The sequence below is a fragment of the Longispora urticae genome (genome assembly GCF_053902585.1).
Window position 1 is genome coordinate 18,725 of the sequence record NZ_JAQZSH010000039.1, and the last position, 14,553, is coordinate 33,277.

At 73.0% G+C, this 14,553-nt stretch carries 15 protein-coding genes; 7 read left to right on the forward strand and 8 right to left on the reverse strand.

What is annotated here, in order from left to right:
- Positions 1-53: 53 nt before the first annotated feature.
- The 3 genes from PT931_RS26375 to PT931_RS26385 all read right to left on the reverse strand — a co-directional run bounded on the left by PT931_RS26375 (position 54) and on the right by PT931_RS26385 (position 3,706).
- Positions 54-1,346, reverse strand: coding sequence for an MFS transporter (locus PT931_RS26375; RefSeq protein ID WP_456248394.1), 1,293 nt, complete (start codon positions 1,344-1,346; stop codon positions 54-56).
- Entirely contained in the window at positions 1,343-2,374 is a 1,032-nt protein-coding gene (locus tag PT931_RS26380; RefSeq protein ID WP_456248395.1) for a DNA polymerase IV, read from the reverse strand. The genes PT931_RS26375 and PT931_RS26380 overlap by 4 nt, the downstream gene beginning before the upstream one ends.
- 162 nt (positions 2,375-2,536) lie before the next feature.
- Positions 2,537-3,706 (reverse strand): erythromycin esterase family protein, encoded by a 1,170-nt coding sequence (locus PT931_RS26385; protein WP_456248396.1) that lies wholly within the window; start codon positions 3,704-3,706, stop codon positions 2,537-2,539.
- A gap of 88 nt (positions 3,707-3,794) precedes the next feature.
- Here PT931_RS26385 and PT931_RS26390 point away from each other — a divergent pair, with 88 nt between their 5' ends.
- Positions 3,795-4,526 carry a TioE family transcriptional regulator gene (locus tag PT931_RS26390; protein ID WP_456248397.1) on the forward strand — a complete coding sequence of 244 codons (732 nt, stop codon included), beginning with the start codon at positions 3,795-3,797 and terminating at the stop codon, positions 4,524-4,526.
- 12 nt (positions 4,527-4,538) lie between these two features.
- On the opposite strand, the gene PT931_RS26395 is transcribed toward PT931_RS26390, so the two are convergent.
- Both PT931_RS26395 and PT931_RS26400 read right to left on the reverse strand, forming a co-directional pair.
- Positions 4,539-5,705 carry a Dyp-type peroxidase gene (locus tag PT931_RS26395; protein WP_456248458.1) on the reverse strand — a complete coding sequence of 389 codons (1,167 nt, stop codon included), beginning with the start codon at positions 5,703-5,705 and terminating at the stop codon, positions 4,539-4,541.
- Between the two features lie 133 nt (positions 5,706-5,838).
- The gene (locus PT931_RS26400) at positions 5,839-6,399 is read right to left on the reverse strand and encodes a copper chaperone PCu(A)C (RefSeq protein ID WP_456248398.1); all 561 of its coding nucleotides are present in this window, start codon (positions 6,397-6,399) and stop codon (positions 5,839-5,841) included.
- A 129-nt stretch (positions 6,400-6,528) separates the two neighbouring features.
- On the opposite strand from PT931_RS26400, the gene PT931_RS26405 reads away from it, so the two are divergent.
- Complete coding sequence (locus PT931_RS26405) at positions 6,529-7,149, forward strand: copper resistance CopC family protein (protein ID WP_456248399.1); 621 nt, start codon at positions 6,529-6,531, stop codon at positions 7,147-7,149.
- A gap of 71 nt (positions 7,150-7,220) precedes the next feature.
- Here PT931_RS26405 and PT931_RS26410 read toward each other — a convergent pair whose 3' ends face one another.
- Positions 7,221-7,784 (reverse strand): GNAT family N-acetyltransferase, encoded by a 564-nt coding sequence (locus tag PT931_RS26410; RefSeq protein ID WP_456248400.1) that lies wholly within the window; start codon positions 7,782-7,784, stop codon positions 7,221-7,223.
- Between the two features lie 154 nt (positions 7,785-7,938).
- Between PT931_RS26410 and PT931_RS26415 the strand changes: the two genes are divergently transcribed.
- From PT931_RS26415 to PT931_RS26430, 4 genes are all read left to right on the forward strand, one after another.
- Positions 7,939-8,391 (forward strand): hypothetical protein, encoded by a 453-nt coding sequence (locus tag PT931_RS26415; RefSeq protein ID WP_456248401.1) that lies wholly within the window; start codon positions 7,939-7,941, stop codon positions 8,389-8,391.
- Positions 8,392-8,495: 104 nt separating this feature from the next.
- Complete coding sequence (locus tag PT931_RS26420) at positions 8,496-9,002, forward strand: GNAT family N-acetyltransferase (RefSeq protein ID WP_456248402.1); 507 nt, start codon at positions 8,496-8,498, stop codon at positions 9,000-9,002.
- Between the two features lie 117 nt (positions 9,003-9,119).
- Entirely contained in the window at positions 9,120-9,866 is a 747-nt protein-coding gene (locus tag PT931_RS26425; RefSeq protein WP_363723313.1) for an ABC transporter ATP-binding protein, read from the forward strand.
- A complete protein-coding gene (locus tag PT931_RS26430; RefSeq protein ID WP_456248403.1) occupies positions 9,866-12,397 on the forward strand; it encodes an ABC transporter permease in 2,532 nt (843 codons plus the stop codon). The genes PT931_RS26425 and PT931_RS26430 overlap by 1 nt, the downstream gene beginning before the upstream one ends.
- Before the next feature lie 91 nt (positions 12,398-12,488).
- On the opposite strand, the gene PT931_RS26435 is transcribed toward PT931_RS26430, so the two are convergent.
- Positions 12,489-12,986, reverse strand: a complete 498-nt coding sequence (locus PT931_RS26435) for a GNAT family N-acetyltransferase (RefSeq protein WP_456248404.1) — start codon at positions 12,984-12,986, stop codon at positions 12,489-12,491.
- A gap of 4 nt (positions 12,987-12,990) precedes the next feature.
- Complete coding sequence (locus PT931_RS26440) at positions 12,991-13,509, reverse strand: TetR family transcriptional regulator (RefSeq protein ID WP_456248405.1); 519 nt, start codon at positions 13,507-13,509, stop codon at positions 12,991-12,993.
- 18 nt (positions 13,510-13,527) lie between these two features.
- Here PT931_RS26440 and PT931_RS26445 point away from each other — a divergent pair, with 18 nt between their 5' ends.
- Positions 13,528-14,427, forward strand: a complete 900-nt coding sequence (locus tag PT931_RS26445) for an oxidoreductase (protein ID WP_456248406.1) — start codon at positions 13,528-13,530, stop codon at positions 14,425-14,427.
- The last annotated feature ends 126 nt before the right edge of the window (positions 14,428-14,553 follow it).

Here is a 14,553-nt window from a genome sequence, read left to right on the forward strand (position 1 = left end):
CTGTGCCACAGCTCACAGGTTCCGGCCGTCAGGTACATCGAGCTGTGACTATGTCAGGTTCCCGACGGCGGCGTCGCGCCCTCCGGGGGCTCCACCGCGGCGGGCGGCTCCGTCACCCCGAGATCCGCCGTCGTCCGCTCGGCCCGCGACCGCAGCACGAACGGCACCGCCAGCGCCGACACGACCCCGCCGAGCACGAACGACGTCGGGTACCCCCACACGTCCGCCGCCCGCCCGAGTGCCGGTTGCGCGACGATCCCGCCGGTCGACCCCATCAGCGAGTCGAACGACAGGATCGTGGCCCGCTGCCGCGACGGGATCAGCCCGTTGAGGTACGCCTGCCGGACCGGTGTCGCCGCGGTGAAGACCAGCCCCCAGCACACGATCAACCCGAGTACCACCCAGAAGTTCGCGATCGAGCCGATCAGCACCACGGCCACCGCGCCGACCCCCTCGGCGAGCAGCAGCACCGACGTGCGCAGCCGGAACCGGGTGCGGATCCAGGGCGCGAGCAGGCCGCCGAGGATCTGGGCCCCGGCGACGATCGCGGCGACCAGGCCGGCGACGCCGTACGCGCGCGGGTCGCCGTACAGGTTCAGCAGGTGCGGCTGGAGCGCGTAGAACACGTAGATGGACGCGCCGCCGGTGAAGGGCGCGGCGAGCATCAGGTACTTCACGGCCGGGATCCGCCAGCCGTACCGGGTCGAGTCCGCCACCAGCCGGCGCATCTCCGCGAGCGGCCGGCCGTCGCGGCGGGGCGTGAACCCGATGTCGCGCATCAGCACGGCGGCCAGCACGAACATCACGACCAGCACCCCGGCCCGGACCAGGAAGGGCACGCCGAGGTCGGTGACCTGCGCCAGGTACCCGCCGGCGATCGAGCCGCCCAGCATCCCCACCCCGCCGAGCACCTGGGCCCGGGCGAACACCGCCTCCAGCGCGCCCGTGTAGCCGGTCGCGGTGAGCGCGTCGACCAGCCACGCCTCCGTCGCGCCGGAGAAGAACGTGAACCCGAGGCCGAGGAGGAGCGAGACGACGGCCCACTGCCAGAAGGGGGCGCGCAGCTGCCAGAGGAGCACGTACAGGCCGGTGGTCGCGGCCAGGGTGACCGTGCCCAGCAGGAACGAGATCCGCCGGCCCCACATGTCGGCGACGATGCCGGTCGGCACCTCGAAGAGCACCATGCCGGCGGTGAAGAACGCGTTGGCGGCGAACGCCTCCAGGTTGGACAGCCCCGCGTCGAGCAGGAAGATCGTGTTGATGCCCCAGATCAGGGACGCGGCGAGCGTGGTGCCGAGCGCCAGGACGTAGTAGGTCCGGGTGACCGTGGCGGGGGTGTTGGTCACGGGTCCTCCCTCTCGAACTCCGCGCGCACCCCCAGCAGCCGCACGGGGCGCTGTTCGGTGAACGCGGCCAGGGCGGCCAGGGCCGCGTCCGCGATCGGCGCGGGTTCCCGGGTGGGGGCGGGCAGAGCGTACCCGTGGGTGTGGGTCAGGAACGGCGCGTACCGCACCTTGACGATGACCCGCGCGACCGCCCGCCCGTCGTCGGCGACGTCGTCGGCCACCCGCCGGGCCAGCACCGACACCTCGCGGCGCACCTCGTCCCAGTCGTCGAGGTCCTGCTGGAACGTGGTCTCCCGGCTCCGGGACCGGGGCACGTAGGGCGCGTCGTCCACCGGGGAGTGGTCCTCCCCGCGCCCGAGCCGCACCAGCCACGGCCCCGTCGCCGGCCCGAACCGCGCCGCGAGTTCCGCCGGATCCGCGGCGGCCAGCTCGCCGACCGTGCGCACGCCTTCGGCGAGGAGCTTCTTCGCGGTACGCGACCCGATGCCCCACAGCGCGTCCGTCGGCCGGTCGCCGAGCACCTCGAACCACGTGTCCCCGGTCAGCCGGAACACCCCGGCCGGCTTGCCGAACCCGGTGGCCAGCTTCGCCCGCAGCTTGTTGTCCCCGATCCCCACGGTGCAGTCCAGCCGGGTCGCGGCGAGCACCCTGACCTGGATCTCGCGGGCCACCGCCTCGGGGTCCTCGGTGTCGACGCCCAGGAACGCCTCGTCCCAGCCGAGCACCTCCACCACGGCGTCGAACCCGCGCAGGGTGGCCATCACGTCGTCCGACGCCGCCTCGTACGCGTCGCGGTCCACGGCCAGGAACACCGCCTCCGGGATCTTGCGGGCCGCGATCCGCAACGGCAGCCCCGAGTGCACGCCGAGCTCCCGGGCCTCGTACGACGCCGTGCTGACCACGCCGCGCTTCGTCGGGTCCCCGTCCCCGCCGACCACGACCGGCCGGCCGCGCAGCTCGGGCCGGCGCAGCACCTCGACGGCCGCCACGAACTGGTCGAGATCGACGTGCAGCACCCAACGGGTCACACCCCAGTCTCACCCCGGGCGGGGCACCGGCGCTGCGGAACGCGGCGCCCCGCCACCGTGAGCGCCCCCTCCCCGGGTCCACCGGCCGGCACTCCGCCCACGCGGCCGCCCACGCGGTCCCTGGGGCCTGGGCGGCCCCGGCGCTCCGCACCCTCGCGCTGCTCAGATCTCCTTCACGAAGACGATGGCGTCCAACTGCTCGACGGTCCCCGGGTCGAGCGCCATGTACGTGTGGTCGGCCGGCACCCGCTGCGTCAACGTCCCGCCGAGCGCCGCGAGCGAGCCGGGGTCGACGACGGCCCTGGCGTGGGGAAGAGCCGACAACCGACCTTCGAGCGTGTCGGCACCCGCGACATCGGCGCCCCGGCCGCCGAACGTGCTCGCCGCGAACGCGTACCCGTCGCCGAGGTTCGCCCCCACGATCGCCCCCGCACTCCACCACTCCAGCGACTCGCCCCCGAACCGCATGCTGCTCCGCTCGCGCTGCAGGTGACTGTTGTGGGCGAAAGCCAGCGTGGGGCCCCGACGCGCTTCTCGGCGGACGATCGCGTCCAGGTTGTCGGCCATCATCCCGTCGCGCAGCCGCACGATCGTGCCGAGCCGGCCGGGCGCCGGATCGGCCAACCCGGCGTGGTACCGCAACAGCCCGGCCGCGGTCCGTGCGTGCAGCTCGGCGTGCCACCGGTCCTCGGCGGAGCTGGCCGCCACCAGCCGCGGGGCGTGCATGGTGAGCAGCGCACGCAGGTCGTCGGCGAGCAGCCGCAGCTCCCGGGCCTCGGGGGTGCGCCCGACCGACCTGGCCGGATCCATCAGCGACTCAGGGTCGGACCAGCGCGCCTCGGAGCCGAGCAACCCGTCGAGGTGTTCGCGGCTCCAGGGCAGGTCGACATGGCCGGCGAGGTAGTCGTACAGGGCGGTCAGGGCCGGGCCGGGGCTGGCCGCGCCGGTCATCTCCAGCGGCCCGTCGAAGCCGTAGAAGCGGACCCGCTCGTGGGCGGGACGCCCCTCGTTGTAGGCGCGCATCCAGCTCAGCAGCTCCCGGTTGGCCGGATCCGCGCCGAACCCGTGGCTGAATCCCCGGCCCATCGCGTCGTCGAGGGTCCCGACGCCGCCGGCCACGTACGCGTCGGCCGTCAGCGCCGCCAGGCAGTCGCTCTCGATCGCGATCGACCGGTAGCCCTCGTGCTCGACGAGGTGGCGGAAGACCTCGTTGCGCAGCTCGGGGAAGGCCCCGACGCCGTGGGTGGGCTCGCCGAGGCCGAGCAGCCGGGTGGCGGGGGACAGCAGCGCGGTGAGGGCCTCACCGGTGAAGGGAACGGCGGTGATCGTCATACCTTCCACCGTATCGTTGAACCCTCGATGTAAACTTTGACGCCACAACAGGCGCGGTACAGGCGAGCAACGAGGACGTACCTTCAAAATGCGGTTGCGACCGATCGACCTGGCGCGCGAGCACGGCCTGTCCACCCAGGCGGTCCGCAACTACGAGGAGTCCGGGATCCTGCCCCCGGCCGACCGCTCGCCGACCGGCTACCGCGCCTACACCACCCGCCACGCCGCGGCCCTGCGCACGTTCCTGGCGTTGATCCCCGCGCACGGCCACCCGACGGCGGCGGCGATCATGCGCGCGGTGCACACCGGCGCGGTTCCCGAGGCGCTCCGGCTGATCGACGAGAGCCACGCGCAGCTCGCCGACGACCGGCACACGCTGGAGGCCGTGGAACGGGCGCTGTCCGACCTGACGCCGCCCCGCGAGCCGCGACCGGGCGCGACGTTCATCGGCCCCCTGGCGCGCAGGCTCGGCGTCCGGCCCGCCACGCTGCGGAAATGGGAACGGGCCGGGCTGATCGTCCCCGGCCGCGACCCGCGCACCGGCTACCGCGTCTACTCCGCCGCCGACGGCCGCGACGTGCTGCTGGCCCACCAGCTGCGGCGCGGCGGGCACGGGCTCGACCAGATCGCGCGGGTGCTGGAGCGGGTGCGCGCGGCGGGCGGACCGGAGCCGCTCCAGGCGACGCTGCGGGGGTGGCGGGACCGGCTGACGGCCCGCGGCCTGTCGATGCTGACCGCCGCCGCCACCCTCGCCACCTACCTGGAGCCGCCGGCCGACCCCGACAACCCTCCGACGGGTACGCGGGGCGCGGCGACCTGACGGCTCCGCGGGCTAGGGCTCCAGGACCGTGTGCCCCACGTACCGGCCGGGCTCGACGCCGGGCGGCACCGCGTACACCCCCGACCCGATCGGCGTCGTCCACTCGTTGAGCAGGTCCGCCTCGGCCAGCCGGCGCTGGATCGGCAGGAACTGCCCGGCCACGTCCCGCTGGTAGGAGGCGAACAGCAGCCCGCTGTCCGGCCGCCCGTCGGGCCCGGCCGCCCCGTCGTAGTTGTACGGCCGCCGGTGGATCCGCGCGCCCGGCTCGGCCACGTGCGCGCGCCGGATGTGCGCGGCGTCGTCGATCACCGGGAAGCCCAGGGCGTTGCGTGCGGCCAGGTCGGGGAGGTCGTGCTCGGCGGTACCCGTCAGCGGGGCGCCCGTGTCCAGCCTGCGCCCCACGGCGAACTCCTTGCCGGCCCGGTCCACGGCGTCCCAGGTCTCCAGCTCGGCCCGGATCCGGCGCAGCACCAGGGTCGTGCCGCCCCGCAGCGGGCCCTCGGTGATCCACACGGCGGCGGCGAGGTCGGCGGAGTCCGGGGCGGGGTTGGCGGTGCCGTCGAGCTGCCCCATGACGTTGCGCTGGGTGGCCCCCGCCGGCTGGGTGCCGGCCCCGCGCCGGAACCCGTGCTGCCCGAACCGGACCCGCCCGAACGGCCGCGCGTCCTTGACCAGCATCCGGTGCGCGTGCGCCACGGTCAGCGGGTCGTCGGCGCACACCTGCACGAGCAGGTCCCCGCCCGACCACCGCTCCTCCAGCCGGTCGATCCCGAACGGCGGCAGCGGCGCGACCGGACTCGGCAGCCCGGCGGCCCGGAACAGCCCCGGCCCGAACCCGAACGTGACCGTCAGCCGGGCGGGATCCCCGGCCAGCTCGGGTTCGGTGTCCCCGAGCGCGGCCCGGCCCTGGGTGAGCCGCGCCGCGTCGTCGGTGAGCAGCCGCATCAGCCGCACGACCGCCGCCCGGTCCACGCCGGGGCCCAGGTCGAGGGCGAGGAACACGGCGTGCGCCTGCGGCGGGGTGGCGATCCCGGCCTGGTGCGCACCCCAGAACGGCACCACGACGGGTACGGCCGGGGCCGCGGGTGCCGACGGGGCCGGCGGTGTGCCCCACGCCGACCCGGCCGCCGCCCCGGTCAATGCCGCCCCGCCCACCGCGAGCGCCCCGCCGGCGAGCATCCGCCGCCGACTGAGCCGGCCCAGGTCCGCGGGGTGCGTCGCGGCGGCGGGCCGCTCCGGCCGTTGCGGGGCCGGCTCGCCGTCCTCGGCGGCGCCGGGGCCGCCCGTCGCCGCCCGGTCCGGGGTGACTCCGTCAGCCATGGGTCATGGGCGAGGGCGAACCGCTCGGGACGTACGTCTCGTTGCCGCCCGCGAACGGCTTCGCCGGGGCCGTGAACGCCACCGTCCGGCCGTCCTTCAGCATCAAGGTGACGGTGACCTGCTCGCCGGCCCTGATCGGCGCCTTGAGGTCCATCAGCATCAGGTGGTCGGCCCCGGGCTTGAGCTCGTGGGTGCCGCGGGCCGGGATGACGAACCCGCCCGGCTTCGGGCGCATCGCCATCTTGCCGCCGTCCATGACCACCTCGTGCAGTTCCATCGGCGACACCGTCGAGGCGGCCGACACGACGGTCACCTCGTTGTCGGAATCGTTGCGCAGGGTACCGAAGGCGGCGCTCATCCCCGCGTCGGCCGTCTTCACCCACGGGTCCACGACCGTCAGTACCGGCCCGACCGTCGCGGAGCCCGTGGGCGTGCCGGCCTTCGCGGCGGGGGCGTCCGTACCGCCACAGCCGGCGAGACCGACCGCCACGGCGAGCGCGCCGGCGGCGGCCAGGACCCGGACGGACCGGCGGAGGATGGACTGGGGGCGCATGGCGACTCCTGTGTGGTCGGCGGACTGTCGCACGGGTAGTCGGCACCGGGCCGCCGCCGGTTCCCGGGCCCGCGTGTGGCCTGAACCACGCCCGGGAACTGAACGGCCGCGCCGGTCGACTAGCGACGTATGACGAATCTCGGTACCGCCCGCCGGCTGCTCCTGGCCCTGGCGGTCGGCCTGGTCGCGGCGGCCTCGGTGGCCACGCCCGCGTGGGCGCACGCCCGGCTGCTGTCCAGCACCCCGACCGACGGGGCGGCGGTGACCGGGACCGTCGAGGCGGTGACGCTGACCTTCTCCGACCCGCTGAAGGAGCAGTTCACCACGGTCGTGGTGACCGGGGCCGGGGGAGCGTCGCACGCGGAGGACGCGCCCCAGGTGCGAGGGACGACCGTGACCCAGCGGGTCCGGGCGCTGCCCACCGGCCAGGTCCGGGTCGCCTGGCGCACGGTGTCGAAGGACGGCCACCCGGTGGAGGGCGCGTTCACGTTCACGGTGACCGACGGCGGCGCCACACCCTCCGGGCCCGTGTCGCCGGGCGCGACCGCGTCCCCGTCCGGCGCCGGCACCGGTGTGTCCCCGGGCACGGGAACCGCGGCTTCCGCCGGGGCGGGTGCCGGAACCTCGACCGTGCCCGTGGCCGACTCCGCCGGGGGAGGCGCCCGCTGGCCCTGGCTCCTGGGCGGCGGCGCGCTCCTGCTCGTCGCGGCGGCCGGCACCCTGTTCTGGACCCGCCCTGGCAAGGCCTGACCCCGCCGCCGGGACAGGCCACCCAGCTCAGCGGGACCCGCTGACCCTCTCACCGTCCTGGGCGGGGAACGTCACGCGGGCGTCACACCCGCCCAGTCCCCCCGGAGCAGCTCGTACTCCACCTCCCCGTGTTCCGTGCCCGGGATCGGGTCGTCGAACTCCAGGTGGAACGTCCGCACGTACCGCAACCCCGCCTTCGCCATCACCCGGCGCGACGCGAGGTTCACCGCCATGGTCTGCGCCCACACCCGCCGGCTGCCCAGCTCCGTGAACGCCGCGCGCACCAACGCCCGGGAGCCCTCGGTGGCGTACCCCCGCCCCCAGGAGTCCGCGCGCAGCCGGTAGCCGAGCTCGACCTCCGCCGCGTCCCCGTCCGCCCCGGGGGCGAGCGCGAACCAGCCGAGGAACTCTCCCGTGGCCCGCTCCACGGCCGCCCACCGCCCGGCGGGCCCGCGCTCGTAGGTCCGCAGGATGGCCGGCAGCACCTCGTCCTCGACCGTGGCGCGGGGCGTGGGCCGGCCGTTGGTCAGGAACCGCATCACGGCCGGATCGCCGTCGAGGGCGACGAGGTGGTCCACGTCGGACGGGGCGAACCGGCGCAGCGTCAACCGGTCGGTCTCCAGGAATACTCGCATCCATCCATCCTGACCAGCTCGTTCGCCGACTGTCCATCGGGTTTCGCCACCCGGCGTTGAGCGGCCTTTGACCGGTCCCGGGGACGCTGGCGCCAGAAGCCGGGGTGCCGTCCCGCACGGCGCACACCGGTCGGCCTGACCAGAGGAGTACCCCGTGCATCGACGTTCTGGAACTCTCGCCGCCGTGGCGGTGCTGCCCTTCGCCCTGCTCGGCTGCACCCCGACGACCACCACCTCGGGCCCGGCCGCGAACCCGGCCGCCAGCCCGGCGGGAGCCTCCCGGGCGGCCCCCGCCGGGGGAGGGGCCTCCGCCTTCTGCGCCCGGTTCGGCGACGGGATGGTCCTCAACAGCTTCGCCACCGCCATCGCCACCGGGCACCTCGACCGTGCGCAGGCAGCCAGGGACCTGCGGGAACTCGGCGCCGCCGCCCCGGCCGACATCAAGCCGGACCTGATGTTCGTGATCGACGCGGACCTGGCCCTGATCAACGGCGAGTCGGACGGCCCGGCCCGGATGACCAGCCCGGAGTACGAGGCCGCCCTGGCGCGGTTCACGGCGTGGTGGACCTCCCACTGCGGGGCTGACCCGACAAAACCAGCCTCCTAGGATGCTCTAGCGGGTGTACCACCCGACACAGGAACATCCCTGTTCACCAAAAACCAGGGGCGGCCCAGCCGGGGGACATTGACGTTCATCGGTAGCCTGTCGCCATGTTCCCCGTGCGGCTGGTCGGTCGGCGCGTGACCCTGCGCGAGGTCACCGCCGCCGACGCCGAGGCGGTGGGCCGGCTGCTGGGCCATCCGCTGGTGGCCGTGCGGCTCAGCTGTCAGGAGGTGGAGGGACCCGTCGACCCGGGGCCGGGGGAGCGCACGGCGTACCACCTGGTGGTCGAGAAGGACGCCGAGGTGGTCGGCGGCGGCGGCCTGCGGATCACCAGCGCCGCCCACGGCCGGGCCGAGATCGGCTACGTGCTGCACCCCGACTGGTGGGGACAGGGCCTGGCGACGGAGACGGCCCGGCTGCTCGTGGATCTCGGCCTGCGCGATCTGGGCCTGCGCCGGATCGAGGCCACGGTGGGGCACGACAACGGGGGAGCACAGCGGGTGTGCGAGAAGATCGGCATGCGTTACGAGGGTCGTACCCGGAGGAATCTGCTGGTGGACGGGGTGTGGCGCGACTCCGTGCGGTTCGCGACCCTGGCCGGGGATGGGGGTTAACCCTGAGACCGGGTCAGGTGACCCCCGACCCGGAAATCGGTGCCCCGGTCATACCCACGGTGGACTCGCCGGAGACATCCGGGACCGACGATGTGAGGCATGACCACTCAAGCAGTGATGCGGACCACGGGGATCGCGGCGAAAGCCGACGCGGTGTGGAAGGTGTACGGCAAGGGCGAGGCGCAGGTGATCGCCCTCGGCGGGGTGAGCGTGGATCTGGCGCGGGGCGAGTTCACCGCGATCATGGGCCCGTCGGGCTCGGGCAAGTCGACGCTGATGCACTGCCTGGCGGGCCTGGACACGGTGACCCGGGGCGAGGTGAGCATCGGGGACACGAAGGTCACCGGGCTGTCCGACCGGGGCCTGACGGCGCTGCGCCGGGAGAAGGTCGGCTTCATCTTCCAGCAGTTCAACCTGCTGCCGACGTTGACGGCGGAGGAGAACATCCTGCTGCCGTTGTCGATCGCGGGCCGCAAGCCGGACCCGACCTGGTACAAGACGGTGATCCGGACCGTGGGCCTGGCCGACCGGCTCAAGCACAAGCCGACCGAGTTGTCGGGTGGCCAGCAGCAGCGGGTGGCCTGCGCGCGGGCCCTGGTGTCGCGGCCGGACGTCATCTTCGCCGACGAGCCGACCGGTAACCTCGACTCGCGCTCCGGCGCCGAGGTGCTCAACTTCCTGCGCAGCTCGGTGCGGGAGTACGGGCAGACGATCGTGATGGTCACGCACGACCCGAACGCGGCCTCGTACGCCGACCGGGTCATCTTCCTCGCCGACGGCAAGGTCGTCTCGGAGCTGCGCGAGCCGACCGCCGACGCGGTGCTGGACACGATGAAGCGGCTCGACGGGCAGGGTGCCCGGTAATGTTCAGAGCCACCTGGAAGTCCCTGCTGTCCCGGAAGCTGCGGTTGCTGCTGTCGGGGATGGCCGTGGTGCTGGGCGTGATGGCCGTGTCCAGCGCCCTGATTCTCACCGACTCGTTGAGCGCGTCGTTCGACGACATGTTCCGCACGGTGAACAAGAACGTGGACGTGCAGGTCAGCGGGGCCTCGACGAGCCCCGGCAGCGAGGAGGACCGGCGCGCGGAGCCCCTGGCGGCCTCGGCCGTGGACAAGGTCCGGGGTGTGGCGGGGGTCCGCGAGGCGGTCGGGGTGGTCAGCTCCGACGGTGCCCGGGTCGTGGGGAAGAACGGCAAGGTCATCGTGACGCAGGGTCCGCCGCGGTTGGGTGTGGGCTGGCGGGACGGCGACGGGGTGACCGACCTGCGGGAGGGTACGGGGCCGAAGGCCGCCGACCAGGTCGCGATCAACGTGACGTTGGCGAAGGCGGGCCCGTTCAAGGTCGGGGACCGGATCGACGTGCTGACGTTGGCGGCGAAGAAGTCGTTCACGGTCAGTGGCGTGTTCGGGATGACGGGGAACCGTGACTCGCTCGGCGGCGAGACGGTCGTGGCGTTCACGGAGCCGGTGGCGCAGCAGCTGATGCTGGGCAAGCCGGGGGTGTACAGCTCGATCACGGTCCGCGCGGCGGACGGGGTGTCGGCGGAGGCCGTGAAGGCGAATCTGGTGGCGGCGTTCGGGGCGACGGCCGTGGTGCGGACCAGCGCGGAGGTCGCCAAGGCCCAGGCGGCGGACGTGCAGGAGTTCCTGACGATCTTCCAGAACTTCCTGCTCGGGTTCGCGGCGGTGACGCTGTTCGTGGGCATCTTCCTGATCCTGAACACGTTCTCGATCCTGGTGGCCCAGCGGACCCGGGAGCTGGCGCTGTTGCGGTCCCTCGGCGCGGGCCGGGGGCAGGTGATCCGGTCGGTGCTGGTGGAGGCGCTGGTCGTGGGGATCGTGGCCTCGACCCTGGGCCTGTTCGCGGGGTACGGCGTCGCGGTACTCCTCAAGCAGTTGTTGTTCAGTTCTTTGAAGGACGCCACGCTGGGCTTCACGACGTCGGCGGTGGTCGCGTCGTACCTGGTGGGTGTCCTGGTGACCCTGGTCGCGGCGGTCGTGCCGGCGCTGCGGGCCTCGCGGGTGGCGCCGATCGCGGCCCTGCGTGACGCGGCGACGGCGGACAAGTCCCTGGTGAAGGTGACCGTCACGGGTGCGGTGCTCGGTGCGCTCGGCGTGGGCGGGGTGGGCTGGGCGTTGTTCGGCTCGTTGAAAGGGTCCTCGATCTGGCTGGTCCTGCTCGGCGGGGTCCTGCTCAGCTTCATCGGGGTCGCGCTGCTCACCCCGAGCATCGCGCGTCCGACGGTCGGGGTCATCGGCCGGCTGTTCTCGTGGTCGCTCCCGGGGAAGCTGGGTCGGCGCAACTCGGCCCGCAACCCGCGGCGTACCGCGAACACGGCGGCGGCGCTGATGATCGGCCTGGCGTTGATCACGGGGGTGAGTGTGCTGGCCGCGTCCATCAACTCGAGCATGTCGAAGGTGTTCACGCAGGACCTGCGGGCGGACCTGGTCATCGACCGGGACTCCGGGGACGCGACCTATGACCCGTCGGTGATCGACAAGACGCGGCAGATGGCGGGGGTGGCGTCGGCGGTCGGGCTGTACGGGGACGTGACGACGGATGTGACGGGCAAGGCCGTCTACCTGTCGGGTACGGACGTGGCGGCGGCCAGGGACATCTTCAACCTGAAGGTGAAGTCGGGCGAGCTGCGGGACCTGCGGCACAACGAGGTGGTGATCGGTGAGGAGTTCGCGACCAAGCGCGGGCTGGGCACCGGTTCGTCGCTGAGGTTGAAGACGTCGCGGGGCGGCGAGCAGACGTTCGTGGTGGTCGGCGTGTACGGCAAGCAGCAGTTGCTGAACGAGCCGCTGGTGTCGGTGGCCGACGCGCAGGAGTACTTCCACACCCAGGCGCCGATGATCGGTGCGGTGAAGCTGGAGCCGGGCGCGGACGCGGCCGGGGTGAAGCGGCAGATCGAGGCGCTGCTGGTGGACTCGCCGGAGATCAGCGTCGCGAGCCAGGCGGACTTCATCAAGCAGCAGACCGGTCAGGTCGACACCCTGCTGAACATGTTGTACGCGCTGCTGGCCCTCGCGGTGATCATCGCGATCCTGGGCATCGTGAACACGCTGGCGTTGTCGGTGCTGGAGCGGACCCGGGAGCTGGGGATGCTGCGGGCGGTGGGGATGAGCCGCTGGTCGGCGATGCGCATGATCACTGTGGAGTCGGTGGTGATCTCGGTGTTCGGGGCGCTGCTGGGCCTGGTCGTGGGTACGGGGCTGGGCGTGGCGGTGGTGCGCGCCCTGAAGGACCAGGGCTTCGATGTGTTGACGGTGCCGTGGACGCGGATGCTGGTGTTCCTGGGGCTGGCGGTGGTGGTCGGGTTGTTCGCGGCGATCCTGCCGGCGATCCGGGCGGCGCGGGTGAACGTGTTGCAGGCGATCTCGTACGAGTGAGTGGTGGGGGAAGGCCCCGTCCTCGGGTGAGGGCGGGGCCTTCCCGTGCGCGCGGCGGGTGGTGCGGCCGGGCGGTACCCGTCGGGTGGTTTCACATCTCCTTGAAGGGCACGGGGTAGCTGACCTTGCCCTGGGGTTCTCCGGTGTAGGAGGGCAGGAGGAGGACCTGGAAGGCGTCGGTGACTCCGGGCCAGGGTGCGGTGAGGTTGTAGTCGGCGGCGGGTTCGAAGCCGAAGCGTCGGTAGTAGGCGGGGTCGCCGAGGACGACGACGAGGGGGAGTCCGGTGGCGCGGGCGGCGTCGAGGGCGGCGGAGATGACGGCGGTGCCGTGGCCGTGGCGTTGGTGGTCGGGGTGCACGGAGACGGGGGCGAGGCTGAGGGCGGGGGCTTCGTCGATCTCGACCCGGCTGATGAGGGCGTGGGCGATGACGAGTCCGTGGTCGTCGGCTACCCAGGACAGTCCGTCGATCCAGGCGTCGCTGGCGCGGAGGGTGTCGACGAGGTCTGCTTCGTCGGTGCGGCCGAAGGCTGCGACGTGTACCCGGTGGACGGCGCCGCCGTCGCGCGGCGACTCGGGTCGTACGTTCATCTGTCTACGCTAGCGAGTCCCTGACCAGCGCGAAGGCCTGATCGACAAGCTCGGTGAGGGGTTGGGCCCCGTCGAGGTCGGCCCATTGCCGGACGGCGGTCTCGTAGGCGGCGTAGGCGACGGCGGCGGTGACGGCGGCGCGGGGTCGGGGCAGGCCGCGGGTGTGCAGGGTGGCGGCGATGTCGTCCTGGGCCTGGAGTTGGCGGTCGAGGGCGCGGCGCAGGGAGGTGCCGGGGTGTTCGTCGGCGGGGCTGGCGGCGAGGGCGTCGCGGGCGAGGGTGCCGAGTTCGGTGACGAGGTCGAGGATGACGCCTACCTTGGCGGGGAAGTACCGGAAGAACGTCCGTCTGGAGACGCCGGCCGCTGCGGCGATCTGTTCGATGGTGGGCTCCTCGAAGCCCTGGTGGGCGAGGAGTTTGAGGGCTGCCTCGGCCAGTTCGTCCCGGACGAGTTGGCGTTTGCGGTCGGCGAGGTTTCTCACGTCCGGGGAGTACCAGCTGCCATTATTGACACTCGGTGTCATCAAGGGCATGCTATGTCAATGATGGCTCGTTGGAACGTCGCACACATCCCCCACCAGGCCGGCCGGACCATCGTCGTCACCGGCGCCAACAGCGGACTGGGCTACGCCACCACCCGCGAACTCGCCCGCCGCGGCGGACACCTCATCATGGCCGTCCGCAACGTGGCCGCCGGACAGGCCGCGCGCGCCGCCCTGCTCGCGGAGGTCCCCGACGCGGCCGTCGAGGTGCGTCACCTGGACCTGGCCGACCTGGACTCGGTGCGCGCGTTCGCGGGGGCGGTGGAGCGGGTGGACACGTTGGTGAACAACGCGGGGATTATGATGCCGCCGCGCACCCTGACCCGGCAGGGCCACGAGTTGCAGTTCGGCACGAACCACCTGGGGCATTTCGCGTTGACGGGTCTGTTGCTGGACCGGTTGCGGGCGGGTGGTGACGGCCGGGTGGTGACGGTGAGTTCGTCGTTGCACCGGCGGGGCGCGATCCACTGGGACGACCTGACGGGTGAGCGCCGTTACTCGCCGGCGGGGTACTACGCGCAGTCGAAGTTCGCGAACGTCCTGTTCGGTCTGGAGTTGGACCGTCGGTTGCGTGCGGCGGGGGACGGGGTGCGCAGTGTGTTGGCGCATCCGGGGTACACGGACACGAATCTGCACTCGACGGGTCCGACGGGGGTGTTGAACGTGGTGGCGCGGATCGGTTCGGGGTTGTTCGCGCAGGACGCGGCGGCGGGTGCGTTGAGTCAGTTGTACGCGGCGAGTGATCCGGGTGCGGTGGGTGGGGAGTTCATCGGGCCGGGTGGGCCGGGGGAGATGCGCGGGTATCCGAAGGTGGTGCGGCCGGTGTCGTCGGCGCTGGACGAGGGGGCGGCGCGGCGGTTGTGGGCCCTGTCGGAGGAGTTGACGGGTGTGACGGCCTGACCTGTTGCGGCGTCTGGCCCTGGAGCCCCGCCCCCGGTGGCTCGGCGATGTTCACGGGTCGTGCCGCGCTGGCCGTGCCGGGAGCGATCGCCGGGCCGCAGGCGCGCTGTGTGTCGGATGTCGTTT